The following is an 18,008-nucleotide window of genomic DNA, read 5'->3' on the forward strand; positions in this document are numbered from 1 at the left end:
TAGGCGGATCTGCGCGCCCGTCCCTGTGGGGTGGTGGGGGCGCGGCGCCCTTCCCCCCCCGCCCGCCGCGTGTGGGGGGGCCCGGGGGGGGGGGGGCCCGGCCGGGGGCGGGGGCCGGGCCGGGCCACTCCCCATTTCTCACACCGGGGCGGCTTCACACCGGGGCGGCTTCACCGCCTGGGCAGCCTCACCGCCTGGGCGGCTTCACGCCTGGGCGGCGAACTCCCCCTGGCTCGGTTCGGCGGGCGTCCCCACGGCGGCGGCCTCCGCGCAAAGCTCCTTCTCCAGCGTCACCACGCTCAGCCGGGGGGTGCGCTGCTCGGTTCCCACGGGCGCATAGCCGCGGCTGCGGTACAACCGCAGATTGCCCTCGCTGCGGTGGCCGGCGAACAGGCGGTAGCGGGTGGCCGACCGCTCGGCCGCCAGCCGCTGCTCGACGGCGTCCAGCAGCCGCCCGCCCAGGCCGTGCCGCTGCATCCGCGGGTGCACGATGAGCTTGGCTATCCGCCCGGTGCCGTCCTCGTCGACCGTGCCGCGCACGGACCCGACCACCTCCTCGCCGAGCCTGGCCACCATGACGCAGCCCTCGCCCAGTTCGGCGCGCAGCGCCTGCAGCGTCTGGGTGAGCGGTTCGATGCCGTAGTCGTCGTACAGCGCGGCTTCCTGCTGGTAGCAGAGGTACTGGAGTTTGAGGATCTGCTCGGCGTCCTGGTCGGTCGCCGCAGAGATGGTCACGCTCGTGCCCATGCGCGTATGCCTCCCCTATTCGGTTCGTTGGTCCGGGCGCCGAGGGTGAGAGGGGTGCGCCCGGAACGATGTGCCCTGACGGACGGCGCCGTGGGGTACCCGTCGCCGCCATGACGTGGCTGACACTGCTTCTTCCGGGTTCCCCGGTATGTGGCAGCGGCAATCTCCGCCGCGAGCATTCTGCGCAGGCATATGGGGCAGACGGAACGGACCGGCACCGAGCTCTCCTGTGACATTCCCAACTCAGATGAGAGTGCGGGGAAGTCGGCGGAGAGCGCAGGGGAGATGGTGCCGGTCCGGACTCCGCCACGGCGGCGGTCCACCGCAGAGGGACCGCACCGGGGACGCGCCGGGGCCACGACGGGCCCCGGCGCGTCCCCGAAGGGCCCCCGAAGGGCCCCCGAAGGGCCCCCGGAGGGTCAGCTCTTGCGGAACTCCGCGGCCGCCAGCAGCGCGGTGTCCGGGTTGTCGGAGAACAGGCCGTCGATCCCCGTCCCCAGGAGCGCCTTGAAGAAGCGGAGGGAGTCGCCGTAGGCGTTCGGGTCGGTGCCGCGGCGCAAGTCCGCCGGCAGGAAGGTGTTCTCGTTGCGGACCGTGTAGGGGTGCAGCACCAGTCCGGCGGCGTGCGCGTCCTTGACCACGGAGCTGGGCTCGCCGAGCTTGCCGTCGGCGTCCCGCGGGATGATCACGGTCAGGTCCGGGCCGATGCCCTGGGCGAAGCCGGCGAGCCACTTCAGGCCCTCGGGCTTGACCAGGTCGGCCACGGTGCGCGGGTCACCGGACACCGTGAAGTCCCAGGGACGGTCCTTGAGGGTGCCCAGCAGGACGACCTTGGGGCAGTCGACCAGCTTGTCCAGGCGCTGGATGCTGCTCGGCTCGAAGGACTGCAGGAAGTTCGGGGAGTTCTTCCGGTGCCGGCCGTGCGCCCGCAGCGCCTTGGCCAGCCGCTCCTCCAGGCCGAGGCCGAGCTTCCGGAAGTAGGTGGGGTGCTTGGTCTCGATGTGCAGCCAGACGCGGCGGCCCCGCTTGCGGCCCTCGCGCTCGGCCCACTGCAGGACCTCCTCGAAGGTCGGCACCTCCCACACACCGTCGTAGAGGGTGTTGTGCTGGCGGGTGCCCGGTATGCGCTCCTTTGCGCGCAGGGTCTTGAGCTCCGCGAGCGTGAAGTCCTCGGTGAACCAGCCGGTCAGCTTGGCGCCGTCCACGGTCTTGGTGGTCTTGCGGTCCGCGAACTCGGGGTGCGCGGAGACATCCGTGGTGGCGGTGATGTCGTTCTCGTGACGGCAGACCAGGTGCCCGTCCTTGGTGGGGACGAGGTCCTGCTCGATGACGTCCGCGCCCATGTCGAGGGCGAGTTGGTAGGAGCCGAAGGTGTGCTCGGGGCGGTAGCCGCTGGCGCCGCGATGGCCGACGATCAGCGGCACCGGCAGCTCCTGGGGTGCGCCCTCGCGGGCACGGGCGCTCGCCTGGCCGGCTCCGCCGAATACCGCCGCTCCCGCGCCGAGGGCCGCGGCCCCCAGCACCGTCCGTCGTCCCGGCTGCTGCCACTTGTGCATGCCCACGCTCCTTGTCCGAGGTGATTTCGTGTGTTCCAGGTGCTTCCGGGTGTTTTCCGGCGTGCGGTGAGGCGTGTTGCACACCGGCCCACGGAACCGGGCCGATCGTAAGCACGGACGGGTCATGCCGGGGAGACGCCCACCAACATAGGGGGGAACATGGAGGTAACACACGTCAACCGTGGGTCAACTGTGCGTATCGACGTCATGAACCCGATGTGCGAGCCGCAGTGACCCGCGAGTATTGTCCTGGGCTGCAGAGGTCTGCGCCCGCTTGACGTTGACCAGTCGCGACCCGGAGGGCCCGTTGTCCCGCATTGTGCTGAAGGCGATTCTCGGATTCGTCATGCGTGTCCTGTACCGCCCGAAGGTTGAGGGCATGGAGCGCATTCCGGCGACCGGACCGGTGATCCTGGCCGGCAATCACGTCACCTTCATCGACTCGCTGTTCCTGAGCCTGGTGGTCAAGCGCCCGGTGTACTTCATCGGCAAGGACGAGTACGTCACCGGCAAGGGCGTCAAGGGCCGGCTGATGGCCTGGTTCTTCACCAGCGCCGGCATGATCCCGGTGGACCGCGACGGCGGGCACGGCGGTGTCGCGGCACTGATGACCGGCCGCCGGATCCTGGAGGAGGGCAGCGTCTTCGGCATCTACCCCGAGGGCACCCGCTCCCCCGACGGCCGTCTCTACCGCGGCCGTACGGGTATCGCCCGGCTCACCCTGATGACCGGCGCGCCCGTCGTCCCGTTCGCGATGATCGGCACCGACAAGGTGCAGCCCGGCGGCAAGGGCCGCCCGCACATCGCCCCGGTGACGGTGCGCTTCGGTGAGCCGCTGGACTTCTCCCGCTACGACGGCATGGACCGCGACCGCTATGTGCTGCGCGCCGTCACCGACGAGGTGATGAGCGACGTGATGGAGCTGTCCGGCCAGGAGTACGTCGACATCTACGCCACCAAGGCCAGGGCCGCCTGACCCGCCCTCGACCCGCAGCACGGGCCCCGTCCGATTCCCGGACGGGGCCCGTGCTGCGTGCGGTGCTCCCGCCCGAGGTCAGCAGGTACCCGGCCCGCCCCGGTTCAGCACGGCACCCGGAAGCCGCCGGGGGCACGCTGGCCCTCGGCGCCGCCGGTCAGCGCCGTACGCAGCGCCGCCTCGGGCCGCGGTACCACGCTGCCGTCGGCCTGGAGCAGTTGCTGGCGTTGGGTGACGGTGCCGGTGCGGGCGCCGGGCACCCCCGCGTTCTTGACCCGCACCCGGTTCAACGGTGCCGGCGTGAGCTGCTTCTTGGTGCGGACGAAGGAGATGAAGCTCTCGTAGTCGCGGGTGTGCCGGACCGGTGCGGTGAAGCCGGTGAAGGCGCTGAAGCCGTCCTGGTTGATGAGGGTGTACGAGGGGGCGGCGAGGCGGTAGCGGCGGGCGGTGTCGAGTGCGGTGCCGTCGATGAAGACGTCAGCGGGGTCGATCCGCCGGCCGACCCGTCCCGCGGCGTCGAAGGTGTAGCGGACGTTTCCGGAGACCGCGAGCGGTGAGAAGCCGAGGCCGCCGCCGGCGGTCGGCGCCCACTGTTCTTCCAGCGCGTCATGGATCTGCCGGCCGGTGACGGTGACGGTCAGGATCGGGTCGCCGAAGCCCACGGAGTTCCAGGCCTGCGCAAAGGTGACGGTGCCGTCGGTCTCCTGGCTGCGGATCAGATCTCCGGCGATCACCGCCTGGCCGACGCGCGGGGCGACCGCGATCACGGCGAGGTCGGCGGGGGTGTTGGGGTGGTCGGCGGGGTCGTCCATCGGACCGTGCGGCTGCCGGCCCGCCCACAGCGCCCAGTCGGCGACGAGGTTGCCCATGGTGGACTCCCCCAGCGCGTTGCGCCGCCGGGTGAAGGAGGCGGTCTGGGTGCCGATCTTGGTGCGGGCGCGGCGGGAGGCGTAGCCGGCCCAGTAGCCGGCGATCGAGCGCAGCTCGGGATCCGGCGTCACATCGCGGGTGTTGGGGTGGTTGGTGGAGGTGGTCAGCTCCCGGATCACCGCTCCGGTGTCCGGGTCGAGGCGGAGGTTGATCTCGTTGATGATCTGCCCGTAGCAGCCGGCCTCGACGAAGGGGCGGGGGTCGCCGTTGGGGTCGGGGAGCATCATGGTGAAGGCGCGGTGCCAGTGGCCGGTGACGATGGCATCGATGTCGGGCGAGACGCGCAGTGCCAGTTCGTAGGCGGGTCCCGAGGGGTTCTTGCCGCTGGAGAAGTCGCTGCCGGCCACCGCGCCGTCGTGCATGCTGAGCACGATCGCATGGACGCCGCGCTTCTTGAGCTCCGCGGCACAGCGGTTGGCGGTCTCCAGTTCGTCCAGGGTGCGCAGTCCCGGCTGGTAGGAGCCGGGGAACGACTCGGTGCCGATGGCGGTCAGATGGATGAAGCCGATCGCCAGCCGGCGGCCCCGGCCGGCGTCCACGTACTCGATGTTGTACGGCGCCAGTACGGGCTCGCCGGTCGCGTTCCACACCATGTTGGCGCAGTAGTAGGGGAACTTCGCGCCCTCGAAGCGGCGCCCGGTGGAGTCCTTGAAGTCGTCGTCCCGTCCGACCACCGGGAAGGCGTCACCGTCGCCCATGTGCGAGGTCAGGTAGGCCGCCGACTTGTCGAACTCGTGGTTGCCGGTCGAGGCGAAGTCCATGCCCATGGCGTTGAGCGCCTCGATGGTGGGCTCGTCGGCGAAGGAGGAGGCGTCGAACTCCCAGCCGGAGAAGAGGTCGCCGGGGGCGAAGAAGAGCGAGTTGTCCCGGCCGTCTCTCAGCCGCTCCAGGTGGGCGGCCATGTAGGCCACGCCGCCCACGGTGTACGTCTTCCCGCCGGCACCGGTGATGAGGGAGTTGGCGCCCGGGGCGCCCTGCAGATAGCCGTGCAGATCGGTGATGTTGAGGAGCTGGACATCGACGTATTCGTCGGCGGTGGCCGCGTCGCGGGCGTGGCCGGTGGCGTAGGCGTTGCTTCCGATGGCGCTCGCGGTGGCCAGGGCCCCCGCGGCGGTGATGAAGGAGCGTCGTCCGATGTCGCGCACTGCGTCACTCTCCTGAACGAGCCGTCCGTAGGGGGACGACGGGAGAGTCAAACGAGCCGCGCCGGACGGCCGGTCACCAGCACACGTACCGGGCGTGAACGGGCGAGGGACAGTCGCCCCCAGGGCGTGTCCCGTGGATCATGGCCGGTGCACGGCACCGTGATCCACAGGACACGCCCTGAGGCGCGGTGGGTGCCCGCCGTCCGGCGGATCGGCCCTGGGGTGTTCCCCCGGTCTCGCGGCCCGCGGAGTGCGGCGAAACGCCCGCTAGCTGTTCGCCAGCTCCTGGCCGCGGAGCAGGAACCAGGCGGCCACCGCGGCGGACAGCAGGACCGCCGCACCCACCGCTGCCGCGGCGTCCACCCCCGCGACGAAGGAGTGCTGTGCGGCCTTCACCAGCGCCGCGGCCTGGTCGGCGGGGAGGTGGCGGGCCGCCTCGAAGGCGCCGCCGAGCGATTCGCGGGCGGCGTCCGCGGCCGGTGCCGGGACCCCGGGCGGGGCGGTGAAGCCCCGGTAGATGCCGGTCACGATGGAACCCAGCAGCGCGATGCCGAGCGCGGCGCCCAGCTCGTACGCCGTCTCGGAGACCGCGGAGGCGGCTCCCGCCTCCTCCTTGGGGACGCTGGAGAGGATCACATCGGCGGTGACGGTGAACGAGAAACCGGCGCCGATGCCGACGACGAAGAGGATCAGGCACAGTGCGGCGGTGCCGGTGTCGCCGTGCAGGGTGGTGCAGCCGACCAGCGAGAGCCCGACCACGGCGAGGCCGCCGGCCACCACGATCCGCACGGACAGCCGACGGGCGACCCAGCCGGCCGCAAGACCGGCGCCCACCGCGCCGATCGCGGCCGGTAGTTCGGTGAGCCCGGCGTTCAGCGGCGAGCGCAGCTGCACCATCTGGAGGAACTGGGAGAGGAAGAAGACCAGGCCGGAGAGTCCGAGGATGGTCAGCAGGTCGGCCAGCACCGCCCCGGAGAAGCCGCGGTGGTGAAAGAGCTTCATGTTCAGCAGCGGCGAGGCGAGGGTGAGCTGCCGCCGGACGAACACGAACAGGGCGAGCACCCCGATGACGGCGGCCAGCGCGATATCCCAGCGGTAGCCCTCCACCGCCGCTTCCTTGATGGCGTAGACGACGGCGACGATGCCCACCAGGGCCAGCAGCACGCTGGGGATGTCCCACGGACCGGGATCCGGATTACGCGACTCGGGGATGACCCTGGCGCCGACGGCCACCAGCAGCGCCATCACCGGCAGGTTGATCAGGAAGACCGAACCCCACCAGAAGTGGCCCAGCAGGAAGCCACCGAGGACCGGCCCCACCGCCATACCGGCCGAGGCCATCGCGCCCCAGATGCCGATGGCCAGACTGCGTTCCCTGGGGTCGTGGAAGAGGTTGCGGATGAGCGCCAGGGTGGCCGGCATCAGCGTGGCGCCGGCCACGCCCTGCAGCGCACGTGCGGCGATCATCATCTCCGGGGTGGCGGCGTACGCGGCGAGCACCGACATGGCGCCGAAGCCGACGGAGCCGATCAGCAGCAGCTTCTTCCGGCCGATGCGGTCGCCGAGGCTGCCCATGGAGACCAGCAGACCGGCGATGACGAAGGAGTAGATGTCACCGATCCACAGCAGCTGCGTCCCGGACGGCCTGAGGTCTTCGCTGAGGAAGGGGGTGGCGAGGCCGAGGACCGTGGCGTCGACGCCGACCAGCAGGACGGCGAGGACGAGGACGGCGAGCGCGAGCCAGCGTCCCGGCCGGGGCTGGTCGTCCACATGAGCCGAGCCGGCCGGTTCTGACGCTATGGTCTCGGTCATTTCTCCATGCTCCGTCGGATGCCGCCGAGCAGCAGCTCGGCGATCGAGTGGTTGAGGTCATTGCGGGCGACCCGTCCTTCGTGGACGGCCCAGGCCCCGGCGCCGATCAGGCCGTAGAAGGCCTCGGTGAGCCAGGCGGCGCTCAGCTCGATGCGGAAGTCGCCCTCTTCCTGGCCGCGGCGGAAGAGGGCGGAGATACGGGCGTCCAGCTCCGCCCAGCCGGCGTTGATCTCGCCGTCCTCGAAGAGCTGGTTCTCGGTGAAGAGGAAGGCCAGGACGGCGGCGACCGGTTCGGCCTCGGCGATCAGCCGGCGCAGCGCCTCGACGGCGTCCCCCTCCTCCAGCCGCGCCGCGTCCATCGCCTGCACGAACTGTGCGATGCCGTGCTCCTCCAGCGCCCTGATCAGTGCGTCCCGGCCGGCGAAGTGCCGGTGCAGCGTCGCGCGGCTGATGCCCGCGGCGCGGGCGATCTCGTCCATCGGCGTCGATGCCCGGCGCGTGAGCAACGCGGCGGCTTCCTTGAGTACCCGTTCACGATCCACAGCCATGAGACACACAATAGCTGAATGAGACGCCGATGTCTCACATGACCCTCGCCGCGCACACGACGACGGCCCGCCCCCCGGTCTGACCCGGGGGCGGGCCGTCGTCACACACTCCTGCGACCAGGGGGTTCTCCCCCCAGGACAGCTCGATGGCCTGCTATGACAACGCGGTGGCCTGCTTGGCCGCCGCCCACTCCTGCTGCTTCACCAGATCGGCCCGCACCTCGGCGAGCTGGACAGCCACCGCGGAGGGCGCGGTGCCACCCCGGCCGCTGCGCGAGGCGAGCGCGCCCGGGACGTTGAGGACGCCGCGGACCTCGGGGGTCAGATGCGGTGAGATCTTGGCGAACTGCTCGTCGGTGAGCTGGTCCAGCTCGATGTCGTGCGCCTCGCACTCCGTGACGCACTCACCGGCGACCTCGTGTGCCACCCGGAACGGCACGCCCTGCTTGACCAGCCACTCCGCGATGTCGGTGGCCAGCGAGAACCCGGCCGGGGCCAGCTCTTCCATCCGCTCACGGTTGACGGTCAGGGTGGCCATCATGCCGGTGAACGCCGGAAGCAGCACCTCCAGTTGGTCACAGGAGTCAAAGACCGGCTCCTTGTCCTCCTGGAGGTCACGGTTGTAGGCCAGCGGCAGCGCCTTGAGCGTCGCCAGCAGGCCGGTCAGATTGCCGATGAGGCGGCCCGACTTGCCCCGCGCCAGTTCCGCGATGTCCGGGTTCTTCTTCTGCGGCATGATCGAGGAGCCGGTCGAGAAGGCGTCGTGGAGCGTGACGAAGGAGAACTCCTTCGTGTTCCAGAGGATGATTTCCTCGGCGATCCGCGAGAGGTTCACCCCGATCATCGCCGTGATGAAGGCGAACTCCGCGACGAAGTCACGGGAGGCCGTGCCGTCGATGGAGTTGCCTGCCGAGCCGTGCTCGAAGCCGAGGTCGGCCGCGACCGCCTCGGGGTCGAGGCCGAGCGAGGAGCCGGCCAGCGCACCCGAGCCGTACGGGGAGACGGCGGTGCGCTCGTCCCACTGCCGCAGCCGCTCCGCATCCCGGGACAACGACTGCACATGCGCCAGTACATGGTGCGCGAAGAGCACCGGCTGGGCGTGCTGGAGGTGGGTGCGGCCCGGCATCGCCACGTCCGGGTGGGCCTCGGCGAGGGAGACCAGCGTCTCCTGGAGGCCGGCGATCAGCCCGCCGATGATCCGCGCGTGGTCGCGCAGATACATCCGGAAGAGCGTGGCGACCTGGTCGTTGCGCGACCGGCCGGCCCGCAGCTTGCCGCCGAGGTCCGGGCCGAGCCGCTCCAGCAGCCCGCGCTCCAGGGCGGTGTGGACGTCCTCGTCGGCGATGGTGCCGGTGAACGAGCCGTCGGCGACGTCCGCGGCGAGCCGGTCGAGGCCGGCGAGCATGCGGGTCAGCTCGTCGTCGGTGAGCAGCCCGGCCTTGTGGAGCACCCGGGCGTGCGCACGGGAACCGGCGATGTCGTACGGGGCCAGCCGCCAGTCGAAGTGGACGGACGCCGACAGTTGGGCCAGCGCCTCGGCCGGCCCATCGGCGAAACGACCGCCCCAGAGCCGGACGTCACCGGTATTGCTGCTCACTGCTGCTCCTCAAGGCTGCTTCGGATACGCGACCTCCCCCTGGGTCCCGAGGACCAGGGGGTACCCCCGCCGCGAGAGGCGGGGAGGCGGGCCGTCGTACGGAGGTAACGAGACGGGCTCAGGCCAGGTCGCGCTTGGCCGCGATCTTGCTCGACATACCGAAGAGCTCGATGAAGCCCTTCGAGAGCGACTGGTCGAAGGTGTCGCCGGTGTCGTACGTCGCGAGGTTGAAGTCGTAGAGCGACTGGTCGGACTTCCGGCCGGTGACCACCGCGCGGCCGCCGTGCAGGGTCATCCGGATGTCGCCGCTGACCTGCTGGTTGGCCTCGTTGATGAAGCCTTCCAGGGCGCGCTTGAGCGGCGAGAACCACAGGCCGTCGTAGACCAGCTCGCCCCAGCGCTGCTCGACCTGCCGCTTGTAGCGGGCCAGTTCGCGCTCGACGGTGACGTTCTCCAGCTCCTGGTGCGCGGTGATCAGCGCGATGGCGCCGGGCGCCTCGTAGACCTCGCGGGACTTGATGCCGACCAGCCGGTCCTCGACCATGTCGATCCGGCCGATGCCCTGGCCGCCGGCGCGCTCGTTGAGCTGCTGGATGGCCTGCAGGACGGTGACGGGCTTGCCGTCGATCGCGACCGGGACGCCCTCCTTGAAGGAGATGACGACCTCGTCGGCCTCCCGCTGGGTGGCCGGGTTCTCCGTGTACTCGTACACGTCCTCGATCGGCGCGTTCCAGATGTCCTCCAGGAAGCCGGTCTCCACGGCCCGCCCGAAGACGTTCTGGTCGATGGAGTATGGCGACTTCTTGGTGGTCGCGATCGGGAGGTTCTTCTCCTCGCAGAACGCGATCGCCTTGTCCCGGGTCATCGCGTAGTCGCGGACCGGGGCGATGCACTTCAGGTCGGGTGCGAGGGAGGAGATGCCGGCCTCGAAACGGACCTGGTCGTTGCCCTTGCCGGTGCAGCCGTGGGCGACGGTGGTGGCGCCGTGCTTCTTGGCGGCGGCCACCAGGTGCTTGACGATGGTCGGCCGCGAGAGCGCGGAGACCAGCGGGTAGCGGTCCATGTACAGGGCGTTGGCCTTGATCGCCGGGAGGCAGTACTCGTCGGCGAACTCGTCCTTGGCGTCCGCGACCTCGGCCTCGACCGCACCGCAGTCGAGCGCACGCTTGCGGATGACGTCCAGGTCCTCGCCGCCCTGGCCGACGTCCACGGCAACGGCGATGACCTCGGCGCCCGTCTCCTCGGCGATCCAGCCGATACAGACAGAGGTGTCCAGGCCGCCCGAGTAGGCGAGTACGACGCGCTCGGTCACGGGTTTCTCCTTACGGTGCATACGCTGATGGGTATAAGTATGCACTCCACCGTATGTTTCGTCAACGGGAAGGTGAACACGCAGGTCAAGCGGCGGGCCGCCGGCGCAGCGGAACCCTCAGGCCTCCTCCCGCAGCACCTCGACCAGGACGTTCACATGACTCACGGAGACGTCCTTCGTGGCCGTCAGCAGCGTCAGCGGCCCCTGCGCCGCCCGCTCCCGCAGCCCCTCCAGCGCCGGCCGCACCGCCTCCTGTGCCAGCTCCTGGCGATATCGCTCGGCGAACTCCGCGAACCGCGGTCCCTCGTGGTGGAACCAGCGGCGCAGCTCCGACGAGGGGGCCACGTCCTTGCACCACTCGGTGAGCTGCGCGTCCTCCTTGGACAGCCCGCGCGGCCACAGCCGGTCGACCAGCACCCGCGCCCCGTCCGCCGGCTCCGGCGCCTCGTAGACCCGTCGCACCCGGAGGTCTTCCTTTGCGGACATTTCATCCATAACACCATCGAACCACGCCGGCCGGGGCTTCGCCGGAGGCCCGGGACGACGCCTGCGAGCACCCGCTTTGGATTCATGGCCCCGGACAGGGTATTTTTCTTCTGCACGCCCCGGCCGGGAGTTCTCCGGCCGGCACGGGCACCGGGACGTGGCGCAGCTTGGTAGCGCACTTGACTGGGGGTCAAGGGGTCGCAGGTTCAAATCCTGTCGTCCCGACGGTGCAGAAATGGGCTGAGAGCCCAGGTCAGGGCCTTGTTCTCGCTTCGGCGGGAGCAAGGCCCTTGATCGTTTTCTGCGGGAGAGTGCCTTACGGTGCGAACCCGGCCGCCCCGGCGGGGGAAGGCCCGCGCGGGGCGGCCGGGTTCGCGGCCGGGTCTACGGCACCGGCGGAACCGGGGCCGAGGCGTCGCGCTGGTGCGGTATCGCGATCTCGTCCGGCTTCTGGAGGGCCACGGTCCGGGCCGGGGAGGGGATCCGGATGCCCTCGGCACGGTAGCGCTGGTGCAGCCGCTTGATGAACTCGTGCTTGATCCGGTACTGGTCGCTGAACTCGCCGACGCCCAGGATCACCGTGAAGCTGATCCTGGAGTCGCCGAAGGTGTGGAAGCGGACGGCCGGCTCGTGGTCGGGGTCGCCGCCGTCGACGCCCTTCATCACGCTCTCGACGACCTCGGTGGTGACCCGTTCGACATGGTCGAGGTCGCTGTCGTAGCCGACGCCCACCTGCACCAGGATCGTCAACTTCTGTTCAGGGCGGGTGAAGTTGGTCATGTTGGTGCCGGCCAGCTGGGCGTTGGAGATGATCACCAGGTTGTTGGAGAGCTGGCGGACCACGGTGTTCCGCCAGTTGACGTCCACGACATAGCCCTCCTCGCCGCTGCTGAGCCGGATGTAGTCACCGGGCTGCACCGTCTTGGAGGCGAGGATGTGCACGCCCGCGAAGAGGTTGGCGAGGGTGTCCTGGAGTGCCAGCGCGACGGCGAGGCCGCCCACCCCCAGGGCGGTGAGCAGCGGGGCGATGGAGATGCCCAGGGTCTGCAGGACGACGAGGAAACCCATCGCCAGAACGATGATGCGGGTGATGTTGGCGAAGATGGTCGCCGATCCGGCCACCCCGGAGCGGGACTGCGCGAAGGTCTTCACCACTCCGGTGATCACCCGGGCCGCGGTGAGCGTGACGACCAGGATGAGCAGCACCGTCAGCGTCCGGTTGACGGTGCGTCCCACCGCCTCCGTCAGCGGCAGCGCCGCGGCCGCCGCCGCCAGACCGCCGGTGATCGCCGCCCAGGGCACCACCGCCCGCAGCGCGTCAACGAGAATGTCGTCCCCGCTCCACCGGGTTTTGAGGGCGTGTCTGCCCAGCCACCGCAGGGCGACCCGCAGCAGCAGGCCCGCCACGATGCCGGCCGCCAGCGCGGCCCCGGCCACGATCAGATCGTGCAGTGTCACCGCGCGGTTCACCGGCCGGCTCCTCCTGCGACCGGAAGGAGCGAACCTGCTATGAGCCGGATGTGATGTCTCGTCACCATGCCACCTGCTTGTCTCTAGGGCTGCGTAGGCGCCGGGACATCCGGGGACGTCCCGGCGCGAACTGCCATCCTGCCGTATGGGGTTCGGCAGGCAGCGGGTGGCTCGGGTGGGATGGTGCACGGTGCGCACGGCCGCCGCCGGGGGCGGCGCGGTCCGCTCCCCGGCGTGACGAAAGGCGCGGGGAGCGGCGCGGGTGGTGTCAGTGCGCCTTTTGCGCCAGGCGCAGCAGATGGTCGGCGAGGGCCTGGCCGCCCGCCGGGTCGCGGCTGATGAGCATCAGGGTGTCGTCGCCCGCGATGGTGCCGAGGATGTCGTGGAGTTCGGCCTGGTCGATGGCCGAGGCCAGGAACTGGGCGGCGCCCGGCGGGGTGCGCAGGACCACGAGGTTGGCGGAGGCCTCGGCGGAGATGAGGAGTTCGCCGGAGAGGCGGCGCATCCGCTCCTCCTTGGCCGACTCCCCCAGCGGCGCCCGCGGCTTGCGGTCGCCGCCCTCGCTGGGCACCGCGTAGATCAGCTCGCCGCCGGTGTTGCGGATCTTCACCGCGCCCAGCTCGTCCAGATCGCGCGAGAGCGTCGCCTGGGTGACGGACAGACCGTCGTCGGCGAGCAGCTTGGCGAGCTGGCTCTGGGAGCGGACCGGCAGCCGGTTGAGGATGTCCACGATCCGGCGGTGGCGGGCGGTGCGGGTCTGCGGTACGGCCTGGCCGCCGTTCTGCGCCTCGTTGTCCTGCGCCTCGTTGCCCTGCAGCTCGGTCATCGTTGTCGTCAGTCTCCGGCTCGTCGTTCCCCGTCGGCCCCTTGGCGGACCGTGTTCAGGACGCCGGGGAGCTTGTGGAGGAACACTTCCGCTTCGTCGTCGGAGACGATCAGCGGCGGGGCGAGCCGGATGACATCCGGCGCGACCGCGTTCACCAGCAGGCCCGCGTCCTGAGCCGCCTGCTGCACCTGTGGCGCGAGCGGCTCCGTCAAGACGATACCCAGGAGGAGGCCCGCACCGCGGACCTGGCCGACCAATGGGTGGCCCAGGGCCTCGGTCCCGCTCCTCAGCCGCTCGCCGACCCGCTTGACGTTCTCCAGGACGCCGTCGGCCTCGATGGTGTCCAGGACGGCGAGGGCGCCGGCGCAGACGACCGGGTTGCCGCTGAACGTCGAGCCGTGCGACCCGGGCGTGAGCAGCTGGGCGGCCGGGCCGAAGGCCAGCGTGGCGCCGATCGGCAGACCGCCGCCCAGGCCCTTGGCGAGGGTGACGATGTCGGCCTCGATGCCCTGCGCCTGGGACTCCAGCCAGTGTCCGGTCCGGCCGATGCCGGTCTGGATCTCGTCCAGGACCAGCAGGGTGCCGGTGGCGGCGGTGATCTCGCGGGCGGCCTGGAGGTAGCCGGGCGGCGGGACGATGACGCCGTTCTCGCCCTGGACGGGCTCCAGGATGACGAAGGCGGTGTCGGTGGTGACGGCGGCCCGGAGCGCTTCGACGTCCCCGTACGGGACGTAGTCGACGTCACCGGGCAGCGGCGCGAACGGTGCCTGCTTCGCGGGCTGGCCGGTGAGGGCGAGGGCGCCCATGGTGCGGCCGTGGAAGCCGCCGGCCGTGGAGACCATGTGGCGGCGCCCGGTCAGCCGGCCGATCTTGAAGGCGGCTTCGTTGGCCTCGGCTCCGGAGTTGGAGAAGTAGACCCGGCCGGGCCGTCCGGCCAGCGCGAGCAGGCGCTCGGCGAGGGCCACGGTGGGCTCGGTGACGAAGAAGTTCGAGACATGTCCGAGGGTGGCGACCTGGTCGGAGACCGCACGGACCACCGCGGGGTGGGCGTGGCCGAGGGCGTTGACCGCGATGCCGCCGAGGAAGTCCAGGTACTCGTTGCCGTCGGCGTCCCACACCTTGGCGCCCTCGCCCCGGACGAGCGGGATACGGGGGGTGCCGAAGTTGTCCATCATGGCGCCCTGCCAGCGGCCGGCGAGTCCTGCGTTGGTCACCGGGCCGTGGCCGTGTGCCGCGTCGTTCATGTCGCCCCCTCGATCGTGTTCGCGTCCGGCACGACCATCGTGCCGATTCCTTCGTCGGTGAAGATCTCCAGCAGAATCGAGTGCTGGACCCGCCCGTCGATGACCCGGGCGGTGTGGACGCCGTTGCGGACGGCGTGCAGGCAGCCCCGCATCTTGGGGACCATGCCGCTGGCCAGGTCGGGCAGCAGCTTCTCCAGTTCACTGGCGGTGAGGCGGGAGATCACCTCGTCGCTCTGCGGCCAGTCCTCGTACAGCCCCTCGACATCGGTGAGCACCATCAGCGTCTCGGCGCCGAGGGCCGCGGCCAGCGCGGCCGCGGCGGTGTCGGCGTTGACGTTGAAGACACCGGAGGCCCCTGAGGCGGTGTCCTCCGCGTCGCTGCTGCGGGCGATCGAGGAGATGACCGGGATCCGGCCGTCGTCCAGGAGCGCGTGGACGGCCCCGGGGTCGATACCGGTGATCTCGCCGACCCGGCCGATGTCCACCCGCTCGCCGTCGATGTCGGCGAAGTGCTTGGTCGCGGTCATCAGATGGGCGTCCTCGCCGGTCATGCCGACGGCGAGCGGGCCGTGCTCGTTGAGCAGCCCCACCAGCTCGCGCTGCACCTGGCCGGCCAGCACCATCCGCACGACGTTCATCGCCTCGGGCGTGGTGACCCGCAGGCCGCCCTTGAACTCCGACTCCAGGCCGAGCAGATCCAGCTGGGCGCTGATCTGCGGGCCGCCGCCGTGCACGACGACCGGGCGCAGTCCGGCGTGCCGCAGGAAGACCACGTCCTGGGCGAAGGCCCGCTTGAGCTCTTCGTCGACCATGGCGTTGCCGCCGAACTTGATGACGACGGTCTTGCCGTGGTGCCGGGTCAGCCAGGGCAGCGCCTCGATGAGGGTCCGGGCCTTGGGGAGCGCGGTGTGTTTGCGGGTACTCATGAAGGGGCCTCGCTTCTGGGAGCGCGCCGCGGGCACGGCACGCGCCGGTGATGGATGCACTCGCTCATGAGGAGTACGCGCTGTTCTCGTGGACGTAGTCGGCGGTCAGGTCGTTGGCCCAGATGACCGCGGACTCGGTGCCGGCCGCGAGGTCGGCGGTGATGCGGACCTCCCGGTAGCGCATGTCGACCAGGTCGCGGTCCTCGCCCACCGAGCCGTTCTTGCAGACCCAGACGTCGTTGATGGCGACGTTGAGCTGGTCGGGCTCGAAGACGGCGGAGGTGGTGCCGATCGCGGACAGCACCCGGCCCCAGTTGGGGTCCTCGCCGTGGATGGCGCACTTGAGGAGGTTGTTGCGGGCGATGGAGCGGCCGACCTCGACCGCGTCGTCCTCGTCGGCCGCGCCCACGACCTCGATCCGGATGTCCTTGCTGGCGCCCTCGGCGTCCCCGATCAGCTGTCGGGCGAGGTCGTCGCAGACCGTGCGCACGGCCTCGGCGAACGCGGCGGTGTCCGGTACGACCCCGGAGGCGCCCGAGGCGAGCAGCAGGACCGTGTCGTTGGTCGACATACAGCCGTCGGAGTCGACCCGGTCGAAGGTGGTGCGGGTCGCTTCGCGCAGCGCCGTATCGAGCGCGGCGGCCGGCAGATCGGCGTCGGTGGTCAGCACGACGAGCATGGTGGCCAGGCCCGGTGCGAGCATGCCGGCGCCCTTGGCCATCCCGCCGACGGTCCAGTTGTCCTGGGTGACGACGGCGGTCTTGTGCACGCTGTCGGTGGTCTTGATGGCGATGGCGGCCTTCTCACCACCGTGCGGGGTGAGTTGGGCAACCGCCTGGTCGACACCGGGCAGCAGCTTGTCCATCGGCAGCGTGACGCCGATCAGGCCGGTCGAGCACACGGCGACCGTGCCCGCGTGATGACCGCCGGTTTCGTCGTACCCCGCGGTGTTCAGCGACTCGGCGACCTTCTCCGCGGTGGCGTGGGTGTCCTGGAAGCCCTTGGGGCCCGTACAGGCATTGGCGCCACCGGAGTTGAGGACGACGGCGGACAGCTCTCCGCTCTTGAGCACCTGCTCCGACCAGAGCACCGGCGCCGCCTTGACGCGGTTGGAGGTGAAGACACCGGCGGCGGCCAGTCGTGGCCCGTTGTTCACCACGAGGGCGAGGTCCGGGTTGCCGTTCTCCTTGATCCCGGCGGCGATGCCCGCCGCCGTGAACCCTTGTGCTGCCGTGACGCTCACTGCTTCTTCTCCTCCATCACTTCGCCGGCCTCGCCGGCCCCGCCCCTCACGCCCTGCCGCCCCGGGTCCGTCCCTGTCACGGCGCCACCCCGACCTTCGGAAGCCCGGTCCCCTCCGGGAGGCCGAGGGCGATGTTCATGCTCTGCACCGCGCCGCCCGCGGTCCCCTTGGTGAGGTTGTCGAGGGCGCTGATCGCGATGATCCGGCCGGCCGCCGCATCGAGCGCCACCTGCAGCTGGGCGGTGTTGGACCCGTACACGGCGGCGGTCGACGGCCACTGCCCCTCGGGCAGCAGCTGCAGGAACGGCTCGTCGGCCAGCGCCTTCTCGTACGCGGCCCGTACGGCACCGGCGTCCACGCCGGGCTTCGCCTTCGCCGAGCAGGTGGCGAGGATGCCGCGCGACATGGGAGCCAGGGTCGGGGTGAAGGAGACGCTGATCCGCTCGCCGGCCACCGCGCTCAGGTTCTGGATCATCTCGGGGGTGTGCCGGTGCCCGCCGCCGACGCCGTACGGGCTCATCGAGCCCATGACCTCGGAGCCCAGCAGATGCGGTTTGAGGGCCTTGCCGGCGCCGGAGGTGCCGGTGGCCGCGACGATCACGGCCTCGGGCTCGGCGAGCCGGTCCGCGTACGCGGGGAACAGGGCGAGCGAGACGGCGGTGGGATAGCAGCCCGGGACCGCGATGCGCCGGGTCCCCTGGAGCGCGGCGCGGCCCCCGGGCAGCTCCGGGAGGCCGTACGGCCAGGTGCCCGCGTGGGCCGAGCCGTAGAAGGCCTCCCAGTCGGCGGAATCGCTGAGCCGGAAGTCGGCGCCGCAGTCCACGACCAGCACCTCCGGCCCGAGCTCCTCGGCGACCGCGGCGGACTGGCCGTGCGGCAGCGCGAGAAAAACGACGTCGTGCCCGGCCAGCACCTCGGCGGAGGTCGGCTGGAGCTCCCGGTCGGCCAGCGGCGCCAGGTGCGGCTGCAGCCCGCCCAGGCGCTGCCCGGCGTTGGAGTGCCCGGTCAGCGCCCCGATCTCCACCTCCGGGTGCCCCAGAAGCAGGCGCAGCACTTCACCGCCCGCATACCCGCTCGCACCGGCCACTGCTGCTCGTACCGTCATGGACCTCTCCTCCTTGATGGCATGACTATACGGATAGCGGCAGGGTTATGCAATGGGCCAGGGGTGCGGATGCGGAGGCACGGCC

15 protein-coding genes and 1 tRNA gene are annotated in these 18,008 nt (G+C 70.8%); 2 read left to right on the forward strand and 14 right to left on the reverse strand.

What is annotated here, in order from left to right; translation table 11 throughout:
* Positions 1-204: 204 nt before the first annotated feature.
* Complete coding sequence (locus ACGFR7_RS22065) at positions 205-747, reverse strand: GNAT family N-acetyltransferase (RefSeq protein WP_393321787.1); 543 nt, start codon at positions 745-747, stop codon at positions 205-207.
* Positions 748-1,166: 419 nt separating this feature from the next.
* Positions 1,167-2,303, reverse strand: a complete 1,137-nt coding sequence (locus tag ACGFR7_RS22070) for a glycerophosphodiester phosphodiesterase (RefSeq protein WP_393321790.1) — start codon at positions 2,301-2,303, stop codon at positions 1,167-1,169.
* 307 nt (positions 2,304-2,610) lie between these two features.
* Between ACGFR7_RS22070 and ACGFR7_RS22075 the strand changes: the two genes are divergently transcribed.
* Entirely contained in the window at positions 2,611-3,279 is a 669-nt protein-coding gene (locus tag ACGFR7_RS22075; protein ID WP_085925955.1) for a 1-acyl-sn-glycerol-3-phosphate acyltransferase, read from the forward strand.
* Between the two features lie 104 nt (positions 3,280-3,383).
* Here ACGFR7_RS22075 and ACGFR7_RS22080 read toward each other — a convergent pair whose 3' ends face one another.
* The 6 genes from ACGFR7_RS22080 to ACGFR7_RS22105 form a co-directional block, all read right to left on the reverse strand.
* On the reverse strand, positions 3,384-5,354 hold the full coding sequence (locus ACGFR7_RS22080) for a bifunctional metallophosphatase/5'-nucleotidase (protein ID WP_393321794.1): 1,971 nt from the start codon (positions 5,352-5,354) through the stop codon (positions 3,384-3,386).
* A gap of 267 nt (positions 5,355-5,621) precedes the next feature.
* Positions 5,622-7,166, reverse strand: coding sequence for an MFS transporter (locus ACGFR7_RS22085; protein WP_393321797.1), 1,545 nt, complete (start codon positions 7,164-7,166; stop codon positions 5,622-5,624).
* Complete coding sequence (locus tag ACGFR7_RS22090) at positions 7,163-7,714, reverse strand: helix-turn-helix domain-containing protein (protein WP_350249912.1); 552 nt, start codon at positions 7,712-7,714, stop codon at positions 7,163-7,165. Before ACGFR7_RS22090 ends, ACGFR7_RS22085 begins: the two co-directional genes overlap by 4 nt.
* 154 nt (positions 7,715-7,868) lie before the next feature.
* Positions 7,869-9,311: an argininosuccinate lyase gene (argH, locus tag ACGFR7_RS22095; protein ID WP_393321800.1), complete on the reverse strand. Its 1,443-nt coding sequence runs from the start codon at positions 9,309-9,311 to the stop codon at positions 7,869-7,871.
* Positions 9,312-9,429: 118 nt separating this feature from the next.
* Positions 9,430-10,623: an argininosuccinate synthase gene (locus tag ACGFR7_RS22100; RefSeq protein ID WP_393321803.1), complete on the reverse strand. Its 1,194-nt coding sequence runs from the start codon at positions 10,621-10,623 to the stop codon at positions 9,430-9,432.
* 117 nt (positions 10,624-10,740) lie between these two features.
* The gene (locus ACGFR7_RS22105; protein ID WP_393321806.1) at positions 10,741-11,109 is read right to left on the reverse strand and encodes a DUF488 domain-containing protein; all 369 of its coding nucleotides are present in this window, start codon (positions 11,107-11,109) and stop codon (positions 10,741-10,743) included.
* Between the two features lie 151 nt (positions 11,110-11,260).
* On the opposite strand from ACGFR7_RS22105, the gene ACGFR7_RS22110 reads away from it, so the two are divergent.
* Positions 11,261-11,334, forward strand: a tRNA-Pro gene (locus ACGFR7_RS22110).
* Between the two features lie 159 nt (positions 11,335-11,493).
* Here the strand turns inward: ACGFR7_RS22110 and ACGFR7_RS22115 are convergent.
* From ACGFR7_RS22115 to argC, 6 genes are all read right to left on the reverse strand, one after another.
* The gene (locus ACGFR7_RS22115) at positions 11,494-12,579 is read right to left on the reverse strand and encodes a mechanosensitive ion channel family protein (protein ID WP_393321808.1); all 1,086 of its coding nucleotides are present in this window, start codon (positions 12,577-12,579) and stop codon (positions 11,494-11,496) included.
* A gap of 268 nt (positions 12,580-12,847) precedes the next feature.
* On the reverse strand, positions 12,848-13,405 hold the full coding sequence (locus ACGFR7_RS22120; protein ID WP_393321811.1) for an arginine repressor: 558 nt from the start codon (positions 13,403-13,405) through the stop codon (positions 12,848-12,850).
* A gap of 8 nt (positions 13,406-13,413) precedes the next feature.
* Positions 13,414-14,649 (reverse strand): acetylornithine transaminase, encoded by a 1,236-nt coding sequence (locus ACGFR7_RS22125; protein WP_393321814.1) that lies wholly within the window; start codon positions 14,647-14,649, stop codon positions 13,414-13,416.
* Positions 14,646-15,575, reverse strand: coding sequence for an acetylglutamate kinase (gene argB / locus ACGFR7_RS22130; protein ID WP_393321817.1), 930 nt, complete (start codon positions 15,573-15,575; stop codon positions 14,646-14,648). The genes ACGFR7_RS22125 and argB overlap by 4 nt, the downstream gene beginning before the upstream one ends.
* Before the next feature lie 64 nt (positions 15,576-15,639).
* The gene (gene argJ, locus ACGFR7_RS22135) at positions 15,640-16,818 is read right to left on the reverse strand and encodes a bifunctional glutamate N-acetyltransferase/amino-acid acetyltransferase ArgJ (RefSeq protein WP_393321820.1); all 1,179 of its coding nucleotides are present in this window, start codon (positions 16,816-16,818) and stop codon (positions 15,640-15,642) included.
* A 76-nt stretch (positions 16,819-16,894) separates the two neighbouring features.
* Positions 16,895-17,923 carry an N-acetyl-gamma-glutamyl-phosphate reductase gene (gene argC / locus ACGFR7_RS22140; RefSeq protein ID WP_393321822.1) on the reverse strand — a complete coding sequence of 343 codons (1,029 nt, stop codon included), beginning with the start codon at positions 17,921-17,923 and terminating at the stop codon, positions 16,895-16,897.
* Positions 17,924-18,008 lie beyond the last annotated feature (85 nt).

Source organism: Streptomyces sp. NPDC048516, assembly GCF_043199875.1.
GTDB lineage: Bacteria > Actinomycetota > Actinomycetes > Streptomycetales > Streptomycetaceae > Streptomyces.

Bases quoted from the DNA above. Each gene is read 5' to 3' on its own strand.
- ACGFR7_RS22125 (WP_393321814.1), bottom strand. From the start codon at position 14,649: ATGAACGACGCGGCACACGGCCACGGCCCGGTGACCAACGCAGGACTC.
- ACGFR7_RS22065 (WP_393321787.1), bottom strand. From the start codon at position 747: ATGGGCACGAGCGTGACCATCTCTGCGGCGACCGACCAGGACGCCGAG.
- argC (WP_393321822.1), bottom strand. From the start codon at position 17,923: ATGACGGTACGAGCAGCAGTGGCCGGTGCGAGCGGGTATGCGGGCGGT.
- argB (WP_393321817.1), bottom strand. From the start codon at position 15,575: ATGAGTACCCGCAAACACACCGCGCTCCCCAAGGCCCGGACCCTCATC.
- ACGFR7_RS22085 (WP_393321797.1), bottom strand. From the start codon at position 7,166: ATGACCGAGACCATAGCGTCAGAACCGGCCGGCTCGGCTCATGTGGAC.
- ACGFR7_RS22105 (WP_393321806.1), bottom strand. From the start codon at position 11,109: ATGTCCGCAAAGGAAGACCTCCGGGTGCGACGGGTCTACGAGGCGCCG.
- ACGFR7_RS22070 (WP_393321790.1), bottom strand. From the start codon at position 2,303: ATGCACAAGTGGCAGCAGCCGGGACGACGGACGGTGCTGGGGGCCGCG.
- ACGFR7_RS22090 (WP_350249912.1), bottom strand. From the start codon at position 7,714: ATGGCTGTGGATCGTGAACGGGTACTCAAGGAAGCCGCCGCGTTGCTC.
- ACGFR7_RS22120 (WP_393321811.1), bottom strand. From the start codon at position 13,405: ATGACCGAGCTGCAGGGCAACGAGGCGCAGGACAACGAGGCGCAGAAC.